General features: G+C 63.5%; 25 protein-coding genes. 13 read left to right on the plus strand and 12 right to left on the minus strand.

Annotated features, from left to right (window positions below):
• Positions 1–34: 34 nt before the first annotated feature.
• From hupB to ABSY17_RS16150, 4 genes are all read right to left on the minus strand, one after another.
• Positions 35–307 carry a DNA-binding protein HupB gene (gene hupB, locus ABSY17_RS16135; protein WP_378942881.1) on the minus strand — a complete coding sequence of 91 codons (273 nt, stop codon included), beginning with the start codon at positions 305–307 and terminating at the stop codon, positions 35–37.
• A 195-nt stretch (positions 308–502) separates the two neighbouring features.
• Positions 503–2,917: an endopeptidase La gene (gene lon, locus ABSY17_RS16140; RefSeq protein ID WP_378942883.1), complete on the minus strand. Its 2,415-nt coding sequence runs from the start codon at positions 2,915–2,917 to the stop codon at positions 503–505.
• Positions 2,918–3,216: 299 nt separating this feature from the next.
• Positions 3,217–4,491, minus strand: a complete 1,275-nt coding sequence (gene clpX / locus ABSY17_RS16145) for an ATP-dependent Clp protease ATP-binding subunit ClpX (protein ID WP_378942885.1) — start codon at positions 4,489–4,491, stop codon at positions 3,217–3,219.
• Positions 4,492–4,791: 300 nt separating this feature from the next.
• Positions 4,792–5,424: an ATP-dependent Clp protease proteolytic subunit gene (locus ABSY17_RS16150; protein WP_378942887.1), complete on the minus strand. Its 633-nt coding sequence runs from the start codon at positions 5,422–5,424 to the stop codon at positions 4,792–4,794.
• 301 nt (positions 5,425–5,725) lie between these two features.
• On the opposite strand from ABSY17_RS16150, the gene ABSY17_RS16155 reads away from it, so the two are divergent.
• Complete coding sequence (locus tag ABSY17_RS16155; protein WP_378942890.1) at positions 5,726–6,376, plus strand: CatB-related O-acetyltransferase; 651 nt, start codon at positions 5,726–5,728, stop codon at positions 6,374–6,376.
• 3 nt (positions 6,377–6,379) lie between these two features.
• Here the strand turns inward: ABSY17_RS16155 and ABSY17_RS16160 are convergent, their stop codons facing one another.
• From ABSY17_RS16160 to ABSY17_RS16180, 5 genes are all read right to left on the minus strand, one after another.
• Complete coding sequence (locus ABSY17_RS16160) at positions 6,380–7,315, minus strand: DUF5996 family protein (RefSeq protein WP_378942892.1); 936 nt, start codon at positions 7,313–7,315, stop codon at positions 6,380–6,382.
• 74 nt (positions 7,316–7,389) lie between these two features.
• Complete coding sequence (locus ABSY17_RS16165) at positions 7,390–7,734, minus strand: cupin domain-containing protein (protein WP_378942894.1); 345 nt, start codon at positions 7,732–7,734, stop codon at positions 7,390–7,392.
• 68 nt (positions 7,735–7,802) lie between these two features.
• A complete protein-coding gene (locus ABSY17_RS16170) occupies positions 7,803–9,086 on the minus strand; it encodes an O-acetylhomoserine aminocarboxypropyltransferase (protein ID WP_378942896.1) in 1,284 nt (427 codons plus the stop codon).
• A gap of 143 nt (positions 9,087–9,229) precedes the next feature.
• On the minus strand, positions 9,230–9,751 hold the full coding sequence (locus ABSY17_RS16175; protein WP_378942899.1) for a CoA-binding protein: 522 nt from the start codon (positions 9,749–9,751) through the stop codon (positions 9,230–9,232).
• A 47-nt stretch (positions 9,752–9,798) separates the two neighbouring features.
• On the minus strand, positions 9,799–10,578 hold the full coding sequence (locus ABSY17_RS16180; RefSeq protein WP_378942901.1) for an SDR family NAD(P)-dependent oxidoreductase: 780 nt from the start codon (positions 10,576–10,578) through the stop codon (positions 9,799–9,801).
• A 250-nt stretch (positions 10,579–10,828) separates the two neighbouring features.
• On the opposite strand from ABSY17_RS16180, the gene ABSY17_RS16185 reads away from it, so the two are divergent.
• Positions 10,829–11,518 carry a TetR/AcrR family transcriptional regulator gene (locus ABSY17_RS16185; protein WP_378942903.1) on the plus strand — a complete coding sequence of 230 codons (690 nt, stop codon included), beginning with the start codon at positions 10,829–10,831 and terminating at the stop codon, positions 11,516–11,518.
• Positions 11,519–11,523: 5 nt separating this feature from the next.
• Here the strand turns inward: ABSY17_RS16185 and fdxA are convergent, their stop codons facing one another.
• Positions 11,524–11,859 (minus strand): ferredoxin FdxA, encoded by a 336-nt coding sequence (gene fdxA, locus ABSY17_RS16190; RefSeq protein WP_378942905.1) that lies wholly within the window; start codon positions 11,857–11,859, stop codon positions 11,524–11,526.
• Between the two features lie 146 nt (positions 11,860–12,005).
• Here fdxA and ABSY17_RS16195 point away from each other — a divergent pair, with 146 nt between their 5' ends.
• The 11 genes from ABSY17_RS16195 to ABSY17_RS16245 all read left to right on the plus strand — a co-directional run bounded on the left by ABSY17_RS16195 (position 12,006) and on the right by ABSY17_RS16245 (position 21,702).
• On the plus strand, positions 12,006–12,587 hold the full coding sequence (locus tag ABSY17_RS16195) for a 2-oxoacid:acceptor oxidoreductase family protein (protein ID WP_378942907.1): 582 nt from the start codon (positions 12,006–12,008) through the stop codon (positions 12,585–12,587).
• Entirely contained in the window at positions 12,584–12,844 is a 261-nt protein-coding gene (locus tag ABSY17_RS16200) for a 4Fe-4S dicluster domain-containing protein (RefSeq protein WP_378942910.1), read from the plus strand. Before ABSY17_RS16195 ends, ABSY17_RS16200 begins: the two co-directional genes overlap by 4 nt.
• Positions 12,841–13,917, plus strand: a complete 1,077-nt coding sequence (locus ABSY17_RS16205; protein ID WP_378942912.1) for a hypothetical protein — start codon at positions 12,841–12,843, stop codon at positions 13,915–13,917. Before ABSY17_RS16200 ends, ABSY17_RS16205 begins: the two co-directional genes overlap by 4 nt.
• Complete coding sequence (locus ABSY17_RS16210) at positions 13,914–14,702, plus strand: thiamine pyrophosphate-dependent enzyme (protein WP_378942915.1); 789 nt, start codon at positions 13,914–13,916, stop codon at positions 14,700–14,702. The genes ABSY17_RS16205 and ABSY17_RS16210 overlap by 4 nt, the downstream gene beginning before the upstream one ends.
• A 6-nt stretch (positions 14,703–14,708) precedes the next feature.
• Positions 14,709–16,208, plus strand: coding sequence for a class I adenylate-forming enzyme family protein (locus ABSY17_RS16215; RefSeq protein ID WP_378942917.1), 1,500 nt, complete (start codon positions 14,709–14,711; stop codon positions 16,206–16,208).
• Positions 16,209–16,259: 51 nt separating this feature from the next.
• The gene (locus tag ABSY17_RS16220) at positions 16,260–17,504 is read left to right on the plus strand and encodes an ABC transporter substrate-binding protein (RefSeq protein WP_378942920.1); all 1,245 of its coding nucleotides are present in this window, start codon (positions 16,260–16,262) and stop codon (positions 17,502–17,504) included.
• 16 nt (positions 17,505–17,520) lie between these two features.
• Positions 17,521–18,384, plus strand: a complete 864-nt coding sequence (locus ABSY17_RS16225) for a branched-chain amino acid ABC transporter permease (protein WP_378942922.1) — start codon at positions 17,521–17,523, stop codon at positions 18,382–18,384.
• Positions 18,381–19,388, plus strand: a complete 1,008-nt coding sequence (locus ABSY17_RS16230) for a branched-chain amino acid ABC transporter permease (protein WP_378942925.1) — start codon at positions 18,381–18,383, stop codon at positions 19,386–19,388. Before ABSY17_RS16225 ends, ABSY17_RS16230 begins: the two co-directional genes overlap by 4 nt.
• A 4-nt stretch (positions 19,389–19,392) precedes the next feature.
• Positions 19,393–20,163, plus strand: coding sequence for an ABC transporter ATP-binding protein (locus ABSY17_RS16235; RefSeq protein WP_378942927.1), 771 nt, complete (start codon positions 19,393–19,395; stop codon positions 20,161–20,163).
• Positions 20,156–20,860, plus strand: a complete 705-nt coding sequence (locus tag ABSY17_RS16240) for an ABC transporter ATP-binding protein (protein WP_378942929.1) — start codon at positions 20,156–20,158, stop codon at positions 20,858–20,860. Before ABSY17_RS16235 ends, ABSY17_RS16240 begins: the two co-directional genes overlap by 8 nt.
• Positions 20,861–20,925: 65 nt before the next feature.
• Positions 20,926–21,702, plus strand: a complete 777-nt coding sequence (locus ABSY17_RS16245; RefSeq protein ID WP_378942931.1) for a ferredoxin--NADP reductase — start codon at positions 20,926–20,928, stop codon at positions 21,700–21,702.
• A gap of 10 nt (positions 21,703–21,712) precedes the next feature.
• Here the strand turns inward: ABSY17_RS16245 and ABSY17_RS16250 are convergent, their stop codons facing one another.
• Positions 21,713–22,135 carry a VOC family protein gene (locus ABSY17_RS16250; protein WP_378942934.1) on the minus strand — a complete coding sequence of 141 codons (423 nt, stop codon included), beginning with the start codon at positions 22,133–22,135 and terminating at the stop codon, positions 21,713–21,715.
• Positions 22,136–22,957, minus strand: coding sequence for an enoyl-CoA hydratase (locus ABSY17_RS16255; RefSeq protein WP_378942936.1), 822 nt, complete (start codon positions 22,955–22,957; stop codon positions 22,136–22,138).
• Positions 22,958–23,089: the final 132 nt, after the last annotated feature.

Here is a 23,089-nt window from a genome sequence, read left to right on the forward strand (position 1 = left end):
CGGCTTCTCAGTCATTCCATGAACTGGAAAGCGATCAGTTGACCGCGTCCTTGAGGCCCTTGCCGGCCGAGAACTTCGGAACCGTGCGAGCCGGAATCTTCACTTCCGCGCCGGTCTGCGGGTTGCGGCCAGTGGATTCCGCGCGCTTGGACACGGAGAAATTTCCGAAACCGACGAGCCGGACATCGCCGCCATTCTTCAGTTCGCCCGTGATGACGGAGAACACTGCATCGACAGCGGACTGCGCATCGCCCTTGGAGAGCTTGGCAGCCTCGGCGACAGCGGAAACGAGTTCGTTCTTGTTCATTCAATTTCCCTTCTCTGAGAAAACCGGGACATTAGACTCAGCCGGTTGGAGAGGGACTGTAGAAAAAGCTTCCGGCACAACCAAGACCCAAAGCCGTCAAAAATGCAGAAAAAGCCCGGAATTCCGGGGTTTTTCACATGAAAAAGCCGGGCTGAGACCCGGCTTTTCCGTTTCGAGTTCTACTTAAGATGCGGCTTAATGAGCAAAGCCCTTGCCGGCATCCTCTGATGCATCCGACTTGGCAGCCGGCACGTCGACCGGCTCGACCCATTCGATAGGCTCGGGCTGGCGCACCAGCGCATGCTTGATCACCTCGCCCATGCGGGCAACGGGGATGATCTCCATGCCGCTCTTCACGTTTTCCGGAATGTCAGCCAGGTCCTTGGCGTTCTCTTCCGGGATCAGCACCTTCTTGATGCCGCCGCGAAGCGCTGCGAGCAGCTTCTCCTTGAGGCCGCCGATCGGCAGCACGCGACCACGCAGCGTGATCTCGCCCGTCATCGCGACATCGGCCCTGACCGGAATGCCGGTAAGAACGGAGACGATCGCGGTCGCCATCGCCGTGCCCGCCGACGGCCCGTCCTTGGGTGTCGCACCCTCCGGAACGTGGACGTGGATGTCGCGCTTGTCGAACAGCGGAGGCTCGATGCCGAAGTCGATGGCGCGACTGCGGACATAGGATGCCGCGGCCGAAATCGACTCCTTCATGACCTCACGCAGGTTGCCGGTGACCGTCATGCGGCCCTTGCCCGGCATCATCACGCCTTCGATCGTCAGCAGCTCGCCGCCAACCTCGGTCCAGGCAAGCCCGGTGACGACACCGACCTGGTCCTCGCCCTCGACCTGGCCGTAGCGATAGCGCGGCACGCCGAGATACTCGTCCAGATTGGCCGCCGTGATCTTTACCGACTTCTTCTTGGTCTTGAGGATCTCGGTGACCGCCTTGCGCCCGAGCTTCATCAGCTCGCGCTCGAGGCTGCGGACACCGGCTTCACGCGTGTAAAGCTGGATCACCGCACGGATCGCATCTTCCGAGACCGAGAACTCCTTGGGCTGGAGCGCATGATCGCGAACCACCTTCGGCATCAGGTGCCGCTTGGCGATCTCGACCTTCTCGTCCTCGGTGTAGCCGGCGATACGGATGATCTCCATGCGGTCCATCAAGGGCGCAGGGATGTTCAACGTGTTCGCCGTCGTCACGAACATCACGCTCGAAAGGTCGTATTCGACCTCCAGATAGTGGTCCATGAACGTTGCGTTCTGTTCCGGATCAAGCACCTCGAGCAGCGCCGACGACGGATCGCCGCGGAAGTCCTGGCCCATCTTGTCGATCTCGTCGAGCAGGAAGAGCGGGTTGGACTTCTTGGCCTTCTTCATCGACTGGATGACCTTGCCGGGCATCGAGCCGATATAGGTGCGGCGGTGACCGCGGATCTCGGCCTCGTCACGCACGCCGCCGAGCGCCATGCGCACGAATTCGCGACCGGTCGCCTTGGCGATCGACTTGCCGAGCGAGGTCTTGCCGACGCCGGGAGGGCCGACGAGGCACAGGATCGGGCCCTTCAGCTTCTTCTGGCGGCTCTGCACCGCGAGGTACTCGACGATGCGGTCCTTGACCTTGTCGAGGCCGTAATGATCGGTGTCGAGAACCTGCTGGGCGAAGTTCAGGTCGTGCTTGACCTTGGTGTTCTTGCCCCACGGGATCGACAGCAGCCAGTCGAGGTAGTTACGCACGACGGTTGCTTCCGCCGACATCGGCGACATCGACCGCAGCTTCTTCAATTCGGCGTCCGCCTTCTCGCGGGCCTCCTTGGTCAGCTTGGTCTTCTTGATGCGGGCCTCGAGTTCGGCAGCTTCGTCGCGGCCGTCCTCGCCCTCGCCGAGCTCCTTCTGGATCGCCTTCATCTGCTCGTTGAGGTAGTACTCGCGCTGGGTCTTCTCCATCTGCCGCTTGACGCGGCTGCGGATGCGCTTTTCGACCTGCAGGACGGAGATCTCGGCTTCCATGAAGCCCATCGCCTTCTCGAGCCGCTCCTTGACGGACAGCGTGCCGAGCATTTCCTGCTTCTCGGTGATCTTGATGGCAAGATGCGATGCCACCGTATCGGCGAGCTTGGAATAGTCCTCGATCTGCCCGGCGGCGCCAACCACTTCGGGCGAGATCTTCTTGTTCAGCTTGACGTAATTCTCGAAGTCCGCGACCACCGAGCGGGACAGCGCTTCGACCTCGACCTCTTCCTCTTTCGGCTCGCTCAGGATAAGCGCGCGAGCTTCATGGAAGTCTGGCTTGTCGGTGAAAGCTTCGATCTTTGCGCGCGTCGTGCCTTCGACCAGCACCTTGACGGTGCCGTCGGGCAGCTTCAGCAGTTGCAGGACGTTGGCGAGCGTGCCGATGTCGTAGATCGCATCGGGCTCGGGATCGTCGTCTGCCGCATTCATCTGGGTGGCAAGCAGGATCTGCTTTTCCTGACCCATCACCTCTTCCAGAGCCTTGATCGACTTTTCACGCCCGACAAAGAGCGGAACGATCATGTGCGGGAACACGACGATGTCGCGCAACGGCAGGACCGCGAAGGTTCCTTCGCTGGAAGAGCGGGATATTTTGGCCATTGTCCAACCTTTCATTTCGCGGCCGCACGGGGCCAACCGCGAATCTCATATTAACGACCATGGAGGGTTCCGCCTACCGCCGATTGCCGCGCGGCTTTACAGCACGAAAACACCCATCGCCTCTTCACCGTTAGTTGGAGCTTCACTGGGTAAACATCAAGGCCATACACGCGAGCGTGTCCCAGCCAGATGCCCCAAGCCCCAAAATGCTGAACGGCGCCGCTGGGGCGCCGTTCGCGAGAGCGGTAGTTTGTATCGGCGCATCGTGGCTTGCACGGATGCGGCAGGCAATCAGCGCCTCAGGCGCTGACGTTGCCCTTCTTTTCCTGCTGCTCGGAATAGATGTAGAGCGGCCGGGCGCTGCCGGTCACCACTTCTTCCGAAATCACCACTTCCTGCACGCCTTCCAGCGCGGGAAGCTCGAACATGGTGTCGAGCAGGATCGCTTCCATGATCGAGCGCAGGCCGCGTGCGCCGGTCTTGCGCTCGATGGCGCGCTTGGCGATCGCCGACAGCGCGTTCTCGTGGAAGGTCAGCTCGACATTCTCCATCTCGAACAGGCGCTGGTACTGCTTGACGAGCGCGTTCTTCGGCTCGGTCAGGATCTGGATCAGCGCCGGCTCGTCGAGGTCCTCGAGCGTCGCCAGAACAGGCAGACGGCCGACGAACTCGGGGATCAGGCCGAACTTCAGCAGATCCTCGGGCTCGACCTGGCGGAACAGATCGCCGGTGCGACGATCCTCAGGCGAGGCAACGGTCGCGCCGAAACCGATCGAGGTCTTGCGACCGCGATCCGAAATGATCTTGTCGAGGCCGGCGAATGCGCCACCGCAGATGAACAGGATGTTCGCTGTATCGACCTGCAGGAACTCCTGCTGCGGGTGCTTGCGGCCGCCCTGGGGCGGCACCGAAGCGACGGTGCCCTCCATGATCTTGAGCAGCGCCTGCTGGACACCCTCGCCCGACACATCGCGGGTTATCGAAGGGTTGTCCGACTTGCGGCTGATCTTGTCGATTTCGTCGATGTAGACGATGCCGCGCTGGGCGCGCTCGACGTTGTAGTCGGCTGCCTGGAGCAGCTTGAGGATGATGTTTTCGACATCCTCGCCGACATAGCCGGCTTCGGTCAGCGTCGTGGCGTCAGCCATGGTGAACGGCACGTCGATGATGCGGGCCAGCGTCTGGGCGAGCAGCGTTTTGCCGCAGCCGGTCGGTCCGATCAGCAGGATGTTCGACTTCGCCAGTTCGACGTCATTGCTCTTCCCGGCATGGGCCAGGCGCTTGTAGTGATTGTGGACGGCCACCGACAGCACGCGCTTGGCGTGAGGCTGACCAATGACGTAATCGTCCAGAACCTTGAGAATTTCCTGCGGGGTGGGCACGCCTTCGCGCGACTTCACCATCGAGGTCTTGTTCTCCTCGCGGATGATGTCCATGCACAGCTCGACACACTCGTCGCAGATGAAGACGGTCGGACCGGCGATGAGTTTGCGTACCTCATGCTGGCTCTTGCCGCAGAACGAGCAATAGAGCGTGTTCTTGGAGTCGCCGCCGCCGTTGCTGACCTTGCTCATCTTGTCCAAGTCCTTTCACTGCCGCCCCGCCGATGACCTGGCTGTTGGGCGCATATGCAATCTAACGACGGACGCCGCCACCGCCATCCCTGGCTGCCGCAACGAGCTCCGTAAAACACACATTCCAGAAGTCGCTGCAACGATTCGCGGCACCCTTGAACAACGCTAAGCCGTCGAAGCTCAACGCCGCCTTAACGTAGGCTGCCGTGTTCGCCGAGGGAACAGCAAATTGTGTCCGAAATGCCGCAGGGCCCCTCAAAAAATAGAGATGAGGCCCCACCGGCGGCTCGAAGCGACCGATCACGAAGCGGTGGCGCCCTCGACGGCTTCGCGGCTTTCGATGACCTTGTCGATCAGACCGAAGTCGCGCGCCTCGTCCGCCGTCATGAAATGGTCGCGGTCGAGCGTCTTTTCAATGGTCTCGTAGTCGTTGCCGGTGTGCTTGACATAGACCTCGTTGAGACGACGCTTCAGCTTGATGATATCCTGGGCGTGACGCTCGATGTCGGAAGCCTGCCCCTGGAAGCCGCCCGAAGGCTGGTGAACCATGATGCGGGCGTTGGGCGTGGCGAAACGCATGTCCTTGTGGCCGGCGCACAGCAGCAGCGAACCCATCGAGGCCGCCTGGCCGATGCAAAGCGTCGAAACCGCCGGCTTGATGAACTGCATGGTGTCGTAGATCGCCATGCCGGAGGTGACCACGCCGCCGGGCGAGTTGATGTAGAGGCTGATTTCTTTCTTCGGGTTCTCGGCCTCGAGGAAGAGGAGCTGGGCGCAAACCAGCGTCGCCATGCCGTCTTCAACCGGGCCGGTGATGAAGATGATGCGCTCCTTGAGCAGGCGCGAGAAGATGTCATAGGCCCGCTCGCCTCTGTTGGTCTGCTCGACCACCATCGGAACGAGGTTCATGTATGTTTCGACGGGGTTCTTCATCGACTATCCCTTTATCGAGATGGGATTCCGGCGCCGGACGGGCAGAATCGGTTCAGAGGCTTTGTTCCTGTAAATAGGATGCCGCCTCGCCCTTGCGCAAGAGAGGCGAACAAGGCGGCGTCATTATGGTTACGGCCGCATCGCGAGGAGCCCCGCAAGACTGCAACCTTGGTGTGGCACTGTCAGGGCAAGGCGATTAAGACGCCCGCGTGCCTTTCAGAACGGTGAAAAATCATACCAACCAATTCGAGAGCCCGTTCTGGCGAGCAAAGACGGAAGGGTAAATTTCAGGAGTACAACCATGACCGAGCCAGACAGCATCATGAAACACTGGTCCAAGGTCGAGTACCTGCACGAGACCGTCAGGAACCCGAACATCCACGTTCGCGGAACGCACAGCTACTACAGCGACGCCTGGTCTGGTTCGTTCGAACAAAGCGTGGTGCGCTACCTCTACGGCGACGACTACAGCCTGAAGGCATGGGAACCCGCCTGGCCGATCGATCAGCTCCACATCGGCGACTATGTCTGCATCGGTGCGGAGGCGGTGATCCTGCTCGGCGGCAACCACACGCACAGGACGGACTGGTTCAGCCTCTATCCGTTTGCCGAGCACATCATCGACGCCTATGTCGGGAAGGGCGACACGACCATCGGCGACGGCGCCTGGATCGGCATGCGCGCCATGATCATGCCCGGCATCACCATTGGCGAAGGCGCGATTGTCGCCTCCGGGGCAATCGTGACAAAGGACGTTGCGCCCTACACCATCGTGGCGGGCAATCCTGCTGTGCCGATCAAGTCGCGCTTTCGCGAGGCAGCGGTGGAAAAGCTGCTCGCGCTCAAGGTCTACGACTGGCCGGCGGAAAAGTTCGAGACGCTGAAGCCGCTGCTTTGTGCGAGCGACATCGATGCCCTCGTGGTCGCTTCCGATCAATACGACCAAGGCTGATACCTATACCACTCGCGGAATGCCCGGCCTGCCAAGCTGGCATTCCAGCGCCGCGCGGTCCCAGCCGGCCAGATCGGCTGCGACGCGATAGGTGCTTTCCAGAAACCGCATGAGCGTTACCTCTGGGTCGCTCGACCGCCTGACAGCCTCGTAAGGAAGCAGGAACTCGCCCAGGGTCTTGTCGAAATAGGCTTCGCCGGGTGCTACGCGTGCCTCGGCAAAGCCATCCGGCGCCGGATAGGCGTAGGAATAGAAGGCGGGGAAGTCGACCCCGCCGCCGCCCGGCCAAAACCCCGCCGACGACAGCTCATGGCTATAGGCTTCGCTGGTCACGCTATCGGGTAGCGCCGGAATGCCGCCAGGGTGAAGCGGTGCCCGCCGGCCGGAAAAACGCGTCACGGCAAGATCAAAGCTTCCCCAGAAGAGATGCACGGGACTGATCTTGCCGAGAAAGCCGGTGCGGAACTGCTGGAACACACGCTCGACGGCAACGCAGGCCTGGAAATAGCGTGTTACGGCATCGGCGTCATACGGGCGCGGGGCAACGTCGTCCCGGAACGGCACCGGGTTCGGAATCTCGTTCGGGCAGCCATCGAAATCGGGCGTGGCGTCGATCTCGCCGAGCAGCTCGACAAAGCGGGCATGAAAGTCTGCCACCGAGCCGGGACCGAGCGGGAACGATGCCGTTCGGCCGTTGCTCGCCTTGCCGATGATGGCATGATCGATCAGATCGAAGGCGATTTCGGTACCGCCCGGGCCGTCGGGCACAAGCGAGGTGCCAAGGCCGCGCGCGTTGACATAGAGCGTCGCATGCCAGGAGTGATTGACCCAGGGCGTGCGAGCCAGGCGATACTTGCCGACGACCTGCGCATAGAGATGCAGGGCCGAACAGGTCTCGCGCCAGGCTCCGTAGGGAATTTCAGGCCATTCGATGCCCATGTCCTTCCCTCCATGCAGGTAGATGGAAAGACATCGTCCTCCCATGTCGCCCGGCGGTCAATCGCAAGGAATGCCTACAGCCGGATGACATATTCCTTTCGAGTCGTTTCAAGCACTTCCCAGCTTCCCTTGAAGCCGGGCCTGAGCACAAAGCTGTCGCCCGCCTTCACCGTGCGGGCCTCGCCGCCCTCCTCCTTGACGATCGAAACGCCAGACAGGATGTGGCAGAACTCCCATTCGTCGTACTCGATGCGCCATTTTCCCGGCGTCGATTCCCAGATGCCTGCGTAGAGACCGCCTTCAGCCTCCTCGGCATTCCAGGTGCAGAATTTTGGATTGCCCGCGATCAGCCTGCCTTCGGCCGGCGCGCCCAATTCCGGTTCGATGCCATTTACGTCGACGGTGAGAAATCGCGGCAAAATCCAGCTCCAAAAATGCAAAAAGCCCCGGCAGCGCGAACTGCCGGGGCGGATTCTTGCACTGTTGATCAGATCTTGGCCAGTGCCTGTTCGAGGTCGGCGACGATATCGTTGACGTCCTCGATGCCGATCGAGAGGCGGACGACATCTGGGCCGGCACCCGCCGCCACCTTCTGCTCGTCGGAGAGCTGGCGATGGGTGGTCGAGGCCGGGTGAATGACCAGCGACTTGGTATCGCCGATATTGGCGAGGTGGGAGAACATCTCCAACTCCTCGACGAACTTGACACCCGCCTCGTAGCCGCCCTTGACGCCGAAGGTGAAGACCGCACCCGCGCCATTGGGCGAGTACTTCTTCATCAGCGCGTGGTTCTTGTCGCTCTTGAGGCCGGGATAGGCGACCCAGGCGACCTTCGGGTGATCGGACAGCCAACCGGCCACCGTCAGCGCGTTGTCGCAGTGGCGCTGCATGCGCAGCGGCAGGGTTTCGAGGCCGGTCAGGATCAGGAAGGCATTGAAGGGTGAGATCGCCGGGCCGAGGTCGCGCAGGCCAAGCACGCGGGCGGCGATGGCAAAGGCGAAGTTGCCGAAGGTCTCATGCAGCACGACGCCGCCATATTCGGGGCGCGGCTGCGACAGCATCGGATACTTGCCCGACTTCGACCAGTCGAAGGTGCCACCGTCTACGATGATGCCGCCGATCGAATTGCCGTGGCCGCCGATGAACTTGGTCAGCGAGTGGACGACGATGTCCGCACCGTGCTCGATCGGGCGGATGAGATAGGGGCTCGCCAGCGTGTTGTCGACGATCAGCGGCAGGCCATGCTTGCGGGCGACGTCGGCGATCTTCTCGATGTCGACGAAGGTGCCGCCGGGATTGGCCAGGCTCTCGATGAAGATCGCCTTGGTCTTGCCGTCGATGTGCTTCTCGAAGCTAGAGATGTCGCCGGTGTCGGCCCAGCGGACCTCCCAGCCGAAATTCTTGAAGGCATGGCCGAACTGGTTGATCGAGCCGCCATAGAGGCGCTGTGCGGCGACGAAATTGTCGCCCGGCTGCATCAGATTGTGGAACACGAGCATCTGCGCCGCATGGCCGGATGCGGTGGCGAGTGCGGCCGTGCCGCCCTCGAGGGCTGCGACGCGCTCCTCGAGTACCGCCTGGGTCGGGTTCATGATGCGGGTATAGATGTTGCCGAATGCCTTCAGCCCGAACAGCGAGGCGGCGTGGTCGGCATTGTCGAACACATAGGACGTCGTCTGGTAGATCGGCGTGGCGCGGGCGCCGGTGGCGGGGTCCGGCTTGGCGCCGGCATGGACGGCGAGCGTATTGAAGCCCGGGGTGCGCTGGGACATGGTTCTCTCCAAGAAATAGGTTCGTGAAATTCGGCCGCTATCTTTGGCGGAGCCCGCAGCGGAATGCAAAGACGATTATTCCTGCCCGGTGGCAGGATTGGAAAAATCTTCTTCACGCGATGCCAAAGCCGTGGTCGGCTCGACTATTTTTCGCGGATCCCCAGGCTCTGGAAACCTTGACGCATGATCGGGCGCCTGGACGAAATGAGGCCGGAATTGACACCGGTCCAGCCGATCTCACCAGCCAGCCGGGCGTATTCGATCTTGGGGCAGCGATTCATCACGACCTTGATGCCGGCAGCCTCGGCGCGGGCCGCCGCCTCGTCTTGGCGGACGCCCAGTTGCGTCCAGATCACCTTGGGGCGGGGATCGAGCGCCAACGCCTCGTCGACGATATCAGGCACCGCATTCGAGGCGCGGAAGACGTCGACCATGTCGATGGCATCAGGAACATCGGCGAGCCTGGCATAGGTCATCCGGCCGAGAATTTCCTTGCCGGCATGGCCCGGATTGACCGGAAAGACCTCGTAGCCCTTGTCGATCATGTACTTGGTGACGAAGTAGCTCGGCCGTACATCGTTCGCCGAGGCGCCGACGACGGCGATGGTCCTCACCGAATTCAGGATGTCGCCGATATAGGCATCGTCATAGGCGTCGTGGTTCATGGGCGTCCTCGTCGGACATTTCGAATACCGCCTTTCGGTCACCCAGGCTAGGCGGCGAGCGTCTGTCCACCATCGACCAGCAGCGTCTGGCCGGTGATCCAGCCGCTCAACGGAGAAGCGAGGAACAGGATGACGCGCGAAATGTCTTCCGGCGCACCAAAGCGGCCGAAGGGAAAGCTCGCCTGTGTCTTGCGGTAGAGTTCGGGATTGGTTTCGCGACACTTGTCCCACCAGCCGCCGGGAAACTCGAGCGAGCTGGGTGCCACGCAGTTGACCCTGATTCCCTTGCGGGCCAGGGCGGCTGCCTGCGATTGGGTGAAGTGCATCACCGCCGCCTTGGCCGCACCATAGGCCGACGTGGTCGGAGCCGGACCGAAGGCAGTTCGCGACGAAATGTTGACGATCGCCGAATTTTTGCCCTGCTCCAGATAGGGCTGGGCCGCTCGTGATGCCCGCACGGTGGCGAGCACGTCCACGCCCAGGCTTGCCGCCCAATCGGCTTCGGTGTCGGAGCTCGCCTTGCCGGTGGCGTTGTTGACCAGAATGTCGATGCCGCCCAGCGCGGCTGCGGCTTCCGCGACATAGGCCTCGATGGATGCGAGGTCGGCAAGGTCGCAGCGGGCGGCATGTGCCGTCACGCCGAGTCGAGCGATGCCGTCGCGCGCGGCCTTGAGGTCGGCCTCGCCCCGCGCGCAGATGGATACCGACGCGCCCGCGGCGGCAAAGGCTTGCGCAGTGTGCAGGCCAAGCCCCCTGCTGCCACCGGCGACGACGACGCGGCGCCCCTTGAGATCGAGTTCGAACATCTGCGCGGCCTTCCCGGTCAATTGAGTTTCCGGAAGCCTAGCGGCTTAAATTTCATGCTCAAGTAGAAATTATGGTTGCCCCCACGCAGCGCAATGGCCATGCTACGTCAGAATCTGAACGCCCGACGCAGCCACGATCCATGCCATTCGCCCCCGGGCAAATGGCCAGCCACGAATGGGAATGCTGTGGCTTGTGCATGGAGGCACGTTACAAATGGCAACGATCGGTGATGATAGGCCCGATGAGTCGGTACACTCGGGCACGTCAAGGATGACGACCAAGGAAATCGAGGCACTGGCCGTGGGCGAAGCGGAGGGTGCGACGCGCGAACTCAACCGCACCGCCCGCAACGCTTCCGGTCGCAAACCCAGCCGCAAGACTGAAGGCGTGCAAGAGAAGATTCTCGATGCCGCCGCCAAGGTGTTCGCGCAAAAAGGTTATCAGCTCACCAAGCTCACCGACATTGCCGACGAGGTCGGCGTGCATGTGACGGCGCTGCGCTATCACTTCCCGACCAAGGACGTGCTGGTCGAGGAAATGATCAACAGCCTGACCAGGCAGTTGCACGTCAGGCTGCTCGCTACGCTGCAGCAATTGCCGCCCGAGACGCCCTATCGGGAGCGCATCGAGGCGGCGGCGATCACCTACCTCAACACGACGCTTACGAAGCTCGACTACATCGCCGCCCACGGCAATGTCATCAACCAGATTCCGCAGGACGTCCGCGACCGGCACTTCATACTGCTGGACGCGACCAACAAGATCTGGCGCGACCTGATGGCGGCCGCCGCCGAAGCCGGAGAACTGCGTGCGGGCATCAACGTCTCGCTCGCCAACCAGGTGCTGCAGGGAACGCTGATCTGGACCCGCGAGTGGTACAAGCCGGGTCGGCTGACACCGACCCAACTGGCGATCGATATCCTAGACGTGCTGTTCGGCGGGCTCGCGCCACGCGACTGACCCGCTCAGCGCGATGCCGCTTCCGGTGAAAAGTGGGTCTCGAACTTGCCTTCGAGGCCCTTGAAGGCTTCCGCGTCCGCCGGCGGGGCCAGTTGTGCGGTTATCACCGGCCACCTGGCGGCATATTCCTTGTTCATTTTCAGCCATTTGCCGGCCCTTGGATCGGTGTCGGCAAGGATGGCGTCGGCTGGGCATACGGGCTCGCAGACGCCACAGTCGATGCACCCCTCCGGGTCGATCACCAGCATGTTTTCGCCCTCGTGAAAGCAATCGACCGGGCAGACCGCCACGCAGTCGGTGAATTTGCAGCGCACGCAGGCGTCGGTCACCACATAGGCCATTCGTCATCCCTCCAAAGCGGTGGCCGGAAGCTAGACGAGATTTTTTGTTGTTCAACAGGAAATTTCTTGTCGAACAAGAAAAAATATCTTGCGCAGCGATCGAGATCGCCGTAGCTCTTGGACGAGAAGTAACCGGGAGGGGTTAGTTGGAACTCGACCTTTTCATCTCTGGCATCGGCGGCCAGGGAATACAGCTTGTTGGCAAGTCGCTGGCGCTCGCCGCCATCAAGGACGGCAGGCACGTCATGCTTGCCGGCGAGTATGGCGGCCACATGCGCGGCGGCAGCTCGGTCGGAACCGTGGTCATCGGCGCGAAGCCGCTCAGGGCCCTGCCGATCCTGCCGCATGCCGGCTCGGCCATCGCCTTGTCGCATCTGTTCTGGGAGCGCGTGGGGTCGCGGCTGCGGCCGGGCTCGCTGGTGCTTGCCGAAGAAACCATCGCCGCCGACCTGCCAGACATGGAAAAGCACAGGCTTGTCAGGCTGCCGGCGACGGCCATCGCCACCGAGCAGGGCAGCCGCATGGCCGCCGGCATGGTGATGCTGGGCGCCTTTGCGGCGCTCACCGGCGCAGTGAAGATCGACAGCGCGGTGGCCGCCATGGCCGAGCAGATCCCATCCTATCGCCGCCAGCATATCGAGGCCAACGAACGGGCGATCCGTGCGGGTGCGGCGGCGGTGACGCCCCTCGCCTACGCCGTCGACTTCGACGCACGGGAGGTCGCATGAGACAGGTTACGCGCGGCACACTCGTCATCGACGCCGACCGCTGCAAGGGCTGCGAGCTCTGCATCGTCGCCTGCCCGCCACGGGTGCTGACCATGTCCAAGACGGGCAACGCCACCGGCTACCTCTATCCCGAGCTTGCGCCCGGCTGCACCGGCTGCACCGCCTGCCAGCAGGTGTGCCCCGACTTCGTCTTCGAGGTCTACAAATACCATGAGCCAATCGTTTCGGGCTCGGACGCCGAAAGGATGCACCCATGACGATGCGCTTGATGGACGGCAGCGAGGCGATCGTCGAGGCGGCGATCCAGGCGGGCCTGCGCTTTTATGCGGGCTACCCGATGTCGCCGGCGACCGAGCTGCTCGAATACATGGCCGAGAAACTGCCTCACCATGAGGGCGTCTGCATCAATGCGGCGACCGAGATCGAGGGCGTCAACATGGCGCTGGGTGCTGCCGCCGGCGGCTTCCGTGCGGCGAGCGGCTCCTGCGGCCAGGGCCTGGCGCTCATGCAGGAAGCGATTGCGGAAGCCGCGCTCAACGAGACGCCGATCGTCATCTTCAACATGGCGCGCAACCAGCAGGACTATTTCCAGGCGACGCGCGGCGGCGGCTGGGGCGACTACCGCACCATCACGCTGGCGCCGAAGGACCTGCATGAGGCTGTCGAACATGCGCAGCTCGCCTTCCATCTCGCCGACAAGTACCGCGTGCCGGTCATCTTCATGGGCGACAATCTGCTCGCGCGCACCCAGATGGGTACCGAACTGCCGGAACTCGATCTCGAGCCCTTGCCACCCAAGGACTGGCAGCTCGACGGTACTTCCGGCGGCACCGGCAAGTCGCGGCAGATCTGGACCTTCGGCTGCGGCAAGACCAACGATCCGGGCCCCGGCCCGAGCAAGCACTGGGAACGTATCGCGGCGAAATTTGACGCCATCGCGGAGGTGGAAGCCCGCCATGAGGAAGGCTTCGTTGAAGACGCCGAGACACTGGTCGTCGCCTTCGGCACCGGCGGCAAGTTCGTCGAACATGTGGTGCGCGAGATGCGGGCCGATGGGCACAAGGTCGGCTACTTCCGGCCGATCACGCTCTGGCCCTACCCCGGCGAAGCGCTGGAGCGGGCCTCGCAGAACTGCAAGCGCGTGCTGGTCTTCGAACTCAACGCTGGCCAGATGATCGACGACGTCAAGCTCAACGTGCGCGACCGCAAGCTGGTCAAGGCCATCGGCGGCGTCAGCTTCGACGAATCCGGCCTGAACCTCGGCCCGCTGATGGACGCGGGCGTCATTCGCGAGCGCATCGAGCAAGCCATCAACGGAGCGAGCAAATGAGCATCGTCATGACCACGCGCCCGCCCGAGGCGCCAAGTAACAAGGTCGCCTCCTTCAAGCCGGCGCTGTTGCAGACCGAGGAACACCACCTCTGCCCCGGCTGCGGCGAACCGGTGGCGATCCGCCTCGTGCTCGAAGTGATCGAGGAACTCGGCCTAGCTCAAAAGAACGTCTCGATCATCGGCCACGGCTGCTACGGCTCCTTCATCATGACGATGGACGTCGACTCGACCCTTTGCCTGCACGGACGCGCGCCCGCGGTCGCGACCGGCCTGAAGCGCATGCGCCCCGACGTCGCCGTCTGGACGCTGCAGGGCGACGGCGACATGACCAGCGAGGGGCTGGCCGAGATCCTGCACGCCACGGCGCGTGGAGAGAACATCACCTGCATTCTGCTCAACAACGGCGTGTTCGGCGACACCGGTGGCCAGATGACGGCCTCCTCGGTGATCGGCCAGCGCACCAAGAACACGCTGGAAGGCCGTGATGCCGCCTATCACGGCCATCCCATCGTCATCGGCGACATGGTGGCTGCGATGCCGGGCTCGGCCTATGTTGCGCGCGGCTCGGTACACAACGCCGCCTCTATCGCCGCCACGCGCCGCCTGATCCGCAAGGGCTTTCAGCGGCAAATGGAAAAGAAGGGCCTCAGCCTGGTCGAAATCCTGACCATGTGCCCGACCGGCTGGTTCGTGCCTGCCTCAGGCGGTGCTGACTACATGATGGAGTCGCTCGGCAAGACCTATCCGCTGGGCGAGATCAAGGACATTTCGGCTTCGGAATAGGCTCGCATGACATTACTTCGCCTGACCCATCGCATCCTCGACCTGGCCGTCAGCACGACGCCCAACGGTCTCGCGGCGTCGCTCGAAGACCGCACCGTGACTTTCAGCGAAGTCGACAGGGCGGCGAACGCCATGGCGCGCGTCCTGCAATCCCTTGGCATCGGGCGCGGCAGCCGCATCCTGTTCCAGGCCGAGATGGCGCTCGACCATCTCGCCTTCTATTTCGCTACCCAGCGGCTGGGCGCCGCCTTCGTGCCGGTCAACCCTGCACTCTCGCCCGATGAGGTGCGGCCCATTGCCGAATACATCCGTCCCGACTTGCTGGTGCTCGATCCGGCTCGCCAGGACGGCAGCAGCTTCGCCACTGCAGGTGCTGACATCTCCGTCGCCGTACTCGGCGCCGGCGAAGCGGCGACATCAGGCATCAATCTCGACGTGCTGGCAGGCAAGGCGAGCACCGCGCCCCTGCCCGATCTCGGCGTCTCGGAGGACGACACGCACGCGATCTTCCTGACCAGCGGCAGCACCGGCCGGCCCAAGGGCGTGGTGCTGTCGCATCGCGCCAGCTGGCTGCGCTCCTATCTCGGGGCCTCGCGCTTCGTCACATCGGGCGGCCGCGGCGAACTGATGACCTTCCCGATGTTCCACTGGGCAGGCTGGAACTATTTGATGGAGAACTGGGCGCACCGGCGCGCGGCCCATTTCGTCAGCCGCCCCGACGGCGACACGCTGGCAAGGGCCATAGACCGCTGGAAGCCCGCTTTCTTCTATTGCATTCCCGCCATCTGGGAGCGCGTGCTTGCGGCCAAGACGCCGTTCGACGGCAGCGTCGTGCGCTCCGCTGCCTCGGGCACGTCCAGGTTTGACCCGGTCCTGATGGACAGGATCCGTGCCCGCTTTCCCCGGGCCTACCGGGCGGCGATGTATGGCTCGACCGAATTCGGCGGCGCACTCGGGCTCAACGATTCCGACATCGAGCGCAAGCCCGGCAGCGTCGGGCTGCCCAACCCCGGCAACGAGGCGCGCATCGTCGACGGCGAACTGCAATTGCGGTCGATGAGCATGATGGACGGATATTTCGAGCTGCCGGAGCAGACGGCCGAGGTGTTCATCGACGGCTGGTATCGCAGCGGCGACCTCGCCGAGGCCGATGCCGAGGGTTACCTCACCATCACCGGCCGCCGCCGCGAAGTGATCCGCTCCGGCGGCGAGACCGTGGCGCCAGCCGAAGTGGAACTCGCCATGGCGGGCCTGCCCGGCATCCGTTCGGTCGCGGTCATCGGCGTGCCAGACCCCGTGTGGGGCGAACTCGTCTGCGCGGCGGTGGTGCTCGAGCGGTCGGGCGAATGCCCGAGCCTCGAGGCATTGCGCGCCCATCTCGGGCCAGCGCTCGCCGCCTTCAAGCACCCGCGCAGGATCGTCGCCGTCGACGACCTGCCGAAGACGCCGGCCACCGGCCAGATCATGCGCTCGCGGGTCAGGGAGATGGTCCTGCAGATGGACTGACCGAGTTCTTTAACCCGGGGGAGGATGGCCCCGGTCTTTTGGGAGGAAGACATGAAATTGAATAGAAGACATTTTCTGACGGCATCAGCCGCCGGCCTGGGCGCGCTGTCCATGCCGGGCATCCTGCGCGCAGCGCAGGGCGACACCGTGCGCATCGGCCTGATCACCACGCTGAGCGGCCCGGGCCAGCTCTACGGCAACTACATCAAGGACGGCTCAGAGATCGCCGTCGAACGCCTGAATGCCGCCGGCGGCGTCAACGGCTCGAAGATCGAGCTGGTGGTGCGCGACGACAAGAACTCGCCCGAAGGTGCGGTCACCGCCTTTCGCGAGCTGACCGGCAACGGCATCAAGCTGTTCGCCCAGGGCACGTTCACCGCCAACCTGCTCGGCACGCTGCCGCTGCTTGAAGAAGCCGACGTCACCATGGTCATGGTCGGCGCCTCGGCGCTGGCGCTGACCCACGAGGCCTACAACCCGCGCGCCTTCCGCCTCGGCTTCTCGTCGCCGATGTGCTTCGGCGGCTACGGCACGCTGATGGCGCGCAAGCATCCCGAGATCGAGAAGTGGGCGATGCTGCGTTCCGACGTGACCGCGCTCGGCGACATCACCAACGCCTTCGCCAACGGCATGAAGAAGGAGAGCGAGAAGGCCGGCCGCAAGGTCGAGCTGCTCGATCCGGTGCTGGTGCCCTATGGCGGCGCCGACTTCCGCAACCAGATCTCCAACATCATCGGCTCGGGCGCGCCCGGCCTGTTCAACGTCCTGCAGGGCGCGGACGCCATCAGCTACTACAAGCAGGCGCGCACCTTCGGTCTCGACCAGAAATTCAAGGTGCTGTGCGACTCGGCCAACGAGTTCGCCATAGCCAAGGCGATGGGCGCCAACACGCCGGCCTCCCTGTGGAGCTGGACCGGCTGGTATCCGCTGGCCAACAAGGACAACCCCGTCAGCAACGAAGTCCACCAGGCCTACATCAAGCTGCGCGGCGACGAGTATCCGAACTGGTATATCGGCGTCTCGCACGACAGCATCCTGACCATCGCGCATGCGGTCGGCAAGGCAGGGTCGATGGAAGCAAGCAAGCTCATCCCGACCATCGAGACCGAAACCCCGCAGGGCGCGCTCGGCAACATCAAGTTCCGCAAGGAAGACCACGGCTTCGCCGGCGACCTGACCTACATCCGCTTCGGCCGCGACGGCAAGAACGCCAATGGCTGGAGCGTGTTCGAGACCGAGCAGCTGGCGGGCGAGGAGTTCCTCGAACCGGCAACGCCGGGCAAGAAGCTCAACTAGTCAGGGGAAGCATTCGATGTTCACGCTGGTCAACGGTCTCACGACCGGGATGGCGGTGTTTCTCGTCGCAGCCGGGCTCACCCTGGTCTTCGGGATCATGCGCATCCTCAACTTCGCCCATGGCGCCTTCTTCATGATCGGCGCCTATGTCGCGAGCACTCTCGTCGGCTCGGCGCCGCGGTCGGTCCTGGCGCTGGTCGCCGCGGCCCTGGTCGCGGCGGCGGTGGTCGGGGTGCTCGGGATCGTTGTCCAGCGGTTCGTCCTCCGGCGCATCCAGCATGTCGACGAGCACTACATGCTGATTGCCACCTTCGCCGTCATGCTGGTCTGCGTCGGCTTCGTCAAACTGGTCTGGGGGCTGGAATTCCTGTCGGTCGACCCGCCCCCCGGCATCGACGCGGGCGTCGAGATCGCGGGACTGTTCGTCCCGTCCTTCTCGCTGTTCATCATCGCTTCGGGCATCGTTGTGTTCCTGATCCTCGACCTGGTCATCCACCGCGCCTGGGCCGGCAAGATGATCACGGCAATCGCCCGCGATGGCTGGATGGCCGAACTGCTCGGCATCAACGTGCCGGCCGGCGTCATGGCGGCGGTCGGCGGCAGTTTCGCGCTGGCCGGCCTCGCCGGCGGGCTTTTGCTGCCCAACCAGACGCTGTCGCCAGCACTTGGCGACACCTTCCTGCTGCTTGCCTTCATCACGGTCGTCATCGGCGGGCTGGGCAACGTCCGCGGCTGCTTCATCGCCGCCATCCTGCTCGGCCTGATCGACGGCCTCAACACCATGTTCCTGCCAGCCTATCCAGGCGTTGCCGTCTATGTCGGCATGGTCGCCTTCCTGCTTCTGTGGCCCAACGGCATTCTGGGGGAGAGCCGGCTATGAACCGACTGCCGACCTATCTGCTGCTGGCGCTTGCCGCAGCGCTTCTCCTGCTGCCGCTGTGGGCCAACTCCGGCCTGGTGTTCCTCGCCGGCACGACGATGGTGGTCGCCGTCTTCGCCCTGTCCTGGAACATCCTGTTCGGCTATGCCGGCCTCGCCAGCTTCGGCAGCGGCGGCCTGTTCTCGATCGGCGCATACACCATGGCAGTGATGCTGCGTGGGGGGCATGAGGCGCAGTTCCTGCTCCTGATCATCCTTTCCACGCTGGTCGGCGGCGCGGTAGCCTTTGCGATCGGTATCGTCGCCCTGCGCCGCTCGACCGGCATTTATCTCGCCATCCTGACGCTGGCCCTGGCCGAATTGCTGCGCATCACGCTCGCCCGCATCCATTGGGTAGGCGCGGAAGACGGTATCCCCAGCATCGTGCGGCCCGCCTTCTCCATCGGTATCGCCACGATCGATCTCTCCAACGGCAACCGCTACTACTGGTTCCTGTGCATCGCCTGCGCCCTGCTGGTCGGGCTGTGCTGGTGGATCGCGCATGGCCGCTTCGGTCGCACGCTGCGGACCATCCGCCTCGATATCGAGCGCGCCGCCTTCATGGGCGTGGATACGCACCGCTACCGGCTGATCGCGTTCACCATCTCGGGCGCCATCGCCGCCTGCGCCGGCGCCCTGTTTGCGCCATGGGCCCAGATCGTGACGCCCGACATCGGCAACATGATGCGCTCTACCCAGCCGATCCTGTTCACCCTGCTTGGCGGTGCCTCGTCCTTCTGGGGTCCGATGATCGGCGCCTTCCTGTTCTCGGCGATCGAGTTTTCCACCCGCACGCTCGTCGGCATCCAGGAGATCATCACCGGCGGCATCCTGCTCGCCGTGGTGCTGATGTTCCCGACCGGCGTGGCCGGTGCGTGGAATGCGCTGGTCGCCCGCCTGTTCGCACGCTCCGAGCCAGCAAAGTCGGCGCCGGCGACCCCCGCGCTCCAGACCGTGAAGGAGTGAGCCGATGGCCATCATCCGTCTAAGTTCCGTCGACAAGAGCTACGGCGCTCACAAGGTGCTGCACGGCATCGACGCCGAGATATCAGAGGGCGAGACCTTCGCAATCATCGGCCCAAACGGTGCGGGCAAGACTACGCTGTTCAAGGTCATGACCGGCGAGGTCGGCTGCGAGGCCGGCAAGGTCGAGTTCCTCGGCAGGGACGTGACAAGGGACCCAGCCTACAAGCGCACCCGCGCCGGCATGGGCAGGACGTTCCAGGTAGCGCGCGTCTACAAGGATATGACCTCGGAGGAAAACCTCATCGTCGCCGTCGAGGCCCGGCTGAAAAACACCGGCAAGTCGGACGCGCCCTGGTATGCCGTCAGGCCCTCACGGGCGACACTCGACGAGGTGCATGACATCCTCGTCCGGCTGTCCCTAGACAAGAAGGCCAGGACACCCGCTTCCGAGCTTTCGCATGGTGACAAGAAGCGCCTGGAACTCGGCATAACCCTCGCGGGCCGGCCAAAGATCCTGATGCTGGACGAGCCGACTGCCGGCATGTCGCCGAGCGACCGCGTCGGCGTGACGGAACTCATCCGCAGCATCAGCGGCAAGGGCAGCGGTCTGACAGTGGTGATGACCGAGCACGACATGGGCGTCATCTTCGGTCTCGCCGACCGGATCATGGTCATGAACCAGGGCCGCAAGATCGCGCAGGGCAGCATCGAGGAGATCCGCGCCGATCCGGTCGTCCGCGACGTCTATCTCGGCAAGGAGGCGCAACATGCTTGAAGCAAGCCGCATCAACGCATTCTACGGCGGCAGCCATATCCTGCACGGCGTCGACCTAGCGGTTCCGGCACTCGGCCGCGTCGCTGTCATCGGCCGCAATGGCGCGGGCAAGTCGACCTTGCTCAAGTCGATCATGAACGCCGGACCGACTGTCAATGGCGAGGTGCGCTGGGAAGGCAAGTCGATTGCCGCCCTGCCCACCTACAAGCGGGCCCGCCTCGGCCTCCAGCTCGTGCCCGAGGACCGGCGCATCTACCAGCATCTGACTGTGCGCGAGAATATCCAGATGGCAACCTACGCCACCGCGCCGGGCCGCAAGGCCATACCGCCGCAGGAGATCGTCGACCGCTTCCCGATGCTGCAGCCGATCAGCGAGCGCGGCGGCGGCCAGATCAGCGGCGGCCAGCAGCAGATGGTGGCGATCGCCCGCGCCATCGCCTGCCGCCCTCGCCTGCTGCTGCTCGACGAACCGACCGAGGGGCTTGCGCCAGCAATCGTCGAGCAATTGGCGGAGAATGTCCGCGAACTGTGCGAGGCCGAGCAGGCGGCGCTGCTTCTGTGCGAGCAGAACATCTGGTTCGCGCGGCAGACGACCGACACCTTGCTCGTCATGGACACCGGCCGCATCGCCTTCCGCGGCAGCTGGCAGGAATTCGACGCCGATCCGGGAATCAAGCAGCGCCACCTGGCGGTCTAGGCACCTCCCGAACCAAACGACCCACGTCCGACTGGACCTAAACCCTTAGCCGAGGAGCGCAGGGAATGAGCAACCTTACCCAGCAGCAGGTGCTGAGCGTGCACCACTGGACCGACACGCTGTTTTCCTTCACCACGACGCGCGACCCTTCTTTCCGCTTTGAAAACGGCCAGTTCGCAATGATCGGACTGGAAGTGGACGGCAAGCCCTTGTTGCGCGCCTATAGCGTGGTCAGCCCCAACTACGACGAAACACTCGAATTCCTGTCGATCAAGGTTCCTGACGGCCCCCTGACCTCGCGGCTCCAGCATCTTGCCGTTGGCGACAGCATCGTCGTTGGGCGCAAGGCGACCGGCACGCTGCTGCTCGGCAACGTCCGGCCCGGCCGCAATCTCTACCTGTTCGGCACCGGCACCGGGCTTGCGCCGTTCATGAGCCTGATCCGCGATCCCGAGACCTTCGAACGCTACGAACGCGTCGTGCTGGTGCATGGCTGCCGCCAGACCGACGAACTCGCCTACAAGGAGCAGATCACCAGCGAGTTTCCGGCCAACGAATATTTCGGCGAGCTGCTTTCGGAGAAGCTGGTCTACTATCCGACGGTGACGCGCGAACCTTTCCGCAACCGCGGCCGCATCACCGACCTCATCCGCTCGGGCACGCTGTTTTCGGACATTGCCCTGCCGGAGATGGACGCAAAGAACGACCGCGCCATGCTGTGCGGCAGCCCGGCCTTCATCGCCGACATGCGCGACATTCTTGAAGGGCTGGGCATGAGCGAGGGCAACAATGCAACGCCGGGCGAATATGTGGTCGAAAAGGCCTTTGCCGAGCGTGGCTGAAAGGTGGCTCCTACGGCAGTGAGATGCTGCCGTCCTCGGCGATCGGGAAGTCGGGGTTGTGCGCGACTTCCCACAGGTGCCCCTCGGTGTCGGCGAAATAGCCGTACCAGCCGCCCCAGAATGCCCGCTGCGCCGACTTGACGATGCGCCCGCCTGAGCGTTCGGCCTTGGTCAGGAGTTCGTCAACCTCGGCTTCGGTGCGTGTGTTATAGGCGAGCGAGATACCGGAAAATCCGGACCTCCCAGCGGAGATGCCAGCGTCGGTCGCAAGGTGCTCTCGCCCCCAGAGGCCAAGCACGAGGCCGCCCATCTGGAAGAAGGCGACGCCGTCCGTGGCGTTCATGTTGCGCTTGAGGCCCATTGCCTCATAGAAGCGCACGGCGCGATCGAGGTCGTCGACCCCCAGCGTCACAAGCGAGATTCTCGGCTCCACCTACTCCCCCTTCCACTCCGGTTCGCGCTTCTCGATGAATGCTCCGATGCCCTCTTCCGCATCCTTTGCCAGCATGTTCTCGACCATGACGCGGGCGGCATAGTCATAAGCCTCGCCCAGTCCCATCTCGGCCTGGGCATAGAATGCCTCCTTGCCGATCTTCAGCGTCAAAGGCGATTTCGAAACAATGGTTTGAGCGTATTTGCCGACAATGTGTTTCAGGTACTCGCGCGGCACCACGCGATTGACGAGGCCGAAGTCGCGCGCACTCGTCGCATCGATCGTTTCGCCCGTCAGCAGCATCTCCATCGCCTGCTTGCGCGAGACGTTGCGCGAAAGCGCCACCATCGGCGTCGAGCAGAACAGTCCGATATTGACGCCGGGCGTACAAAAGCTCGACTGGTCCGAAGCAATGGCGAGATCGCAGCTTGCGACCAGTTGCAGGCCCGCCGCCGTCGCCAGCCCGTCGACCTCGGCAATAACAGGCTTGGGGTGGCGCACGATGGACTGCATCAGTGCTGCGCAGCGCGACATGGTGAGCTCGAAAAACGCGCGACCACGATCGGCATCACTTCTGTGCGCCGTCATTTCCTTGAGGTCGTGCCCGGCACAGAAGACCTTGCCCGTGGCTGCCAGCACGATCACCCGAACGGACTTGTCGTCGCGGGCGGCGTCAAGTTGCGCCTGCAATGCAGCCATGGTGTCGAGCGACAGCGCATTGGCCGGCGGATTGGCCAGAACCAGGCGCAGAACGCCCCTGTCGAAGCTGGACCAAACCGGACCTTCCGCTGTGCTGCCCTTCATGGCGACGATTTCTGCCATATTATCCCTCTCTGGATTCGATGCGCGGCGAAAGAATCGCCTCAGTCGAACCATAGGCATATACGCATTCAGCCGAACTTGGTTCCCAGCCATGCTTCATCAATGCGAGCACGGACGAACGCGACTTCACGG

Source organism: Mesorhizobium sp. ANAO-SY3R2 (genome assembly GCF_042466635.1).
GTDB lineage: Bacteria > Pseudomonadota > Alphaproteobacteria > Rhizobiales > Rhizobiaceae > Aminobacter.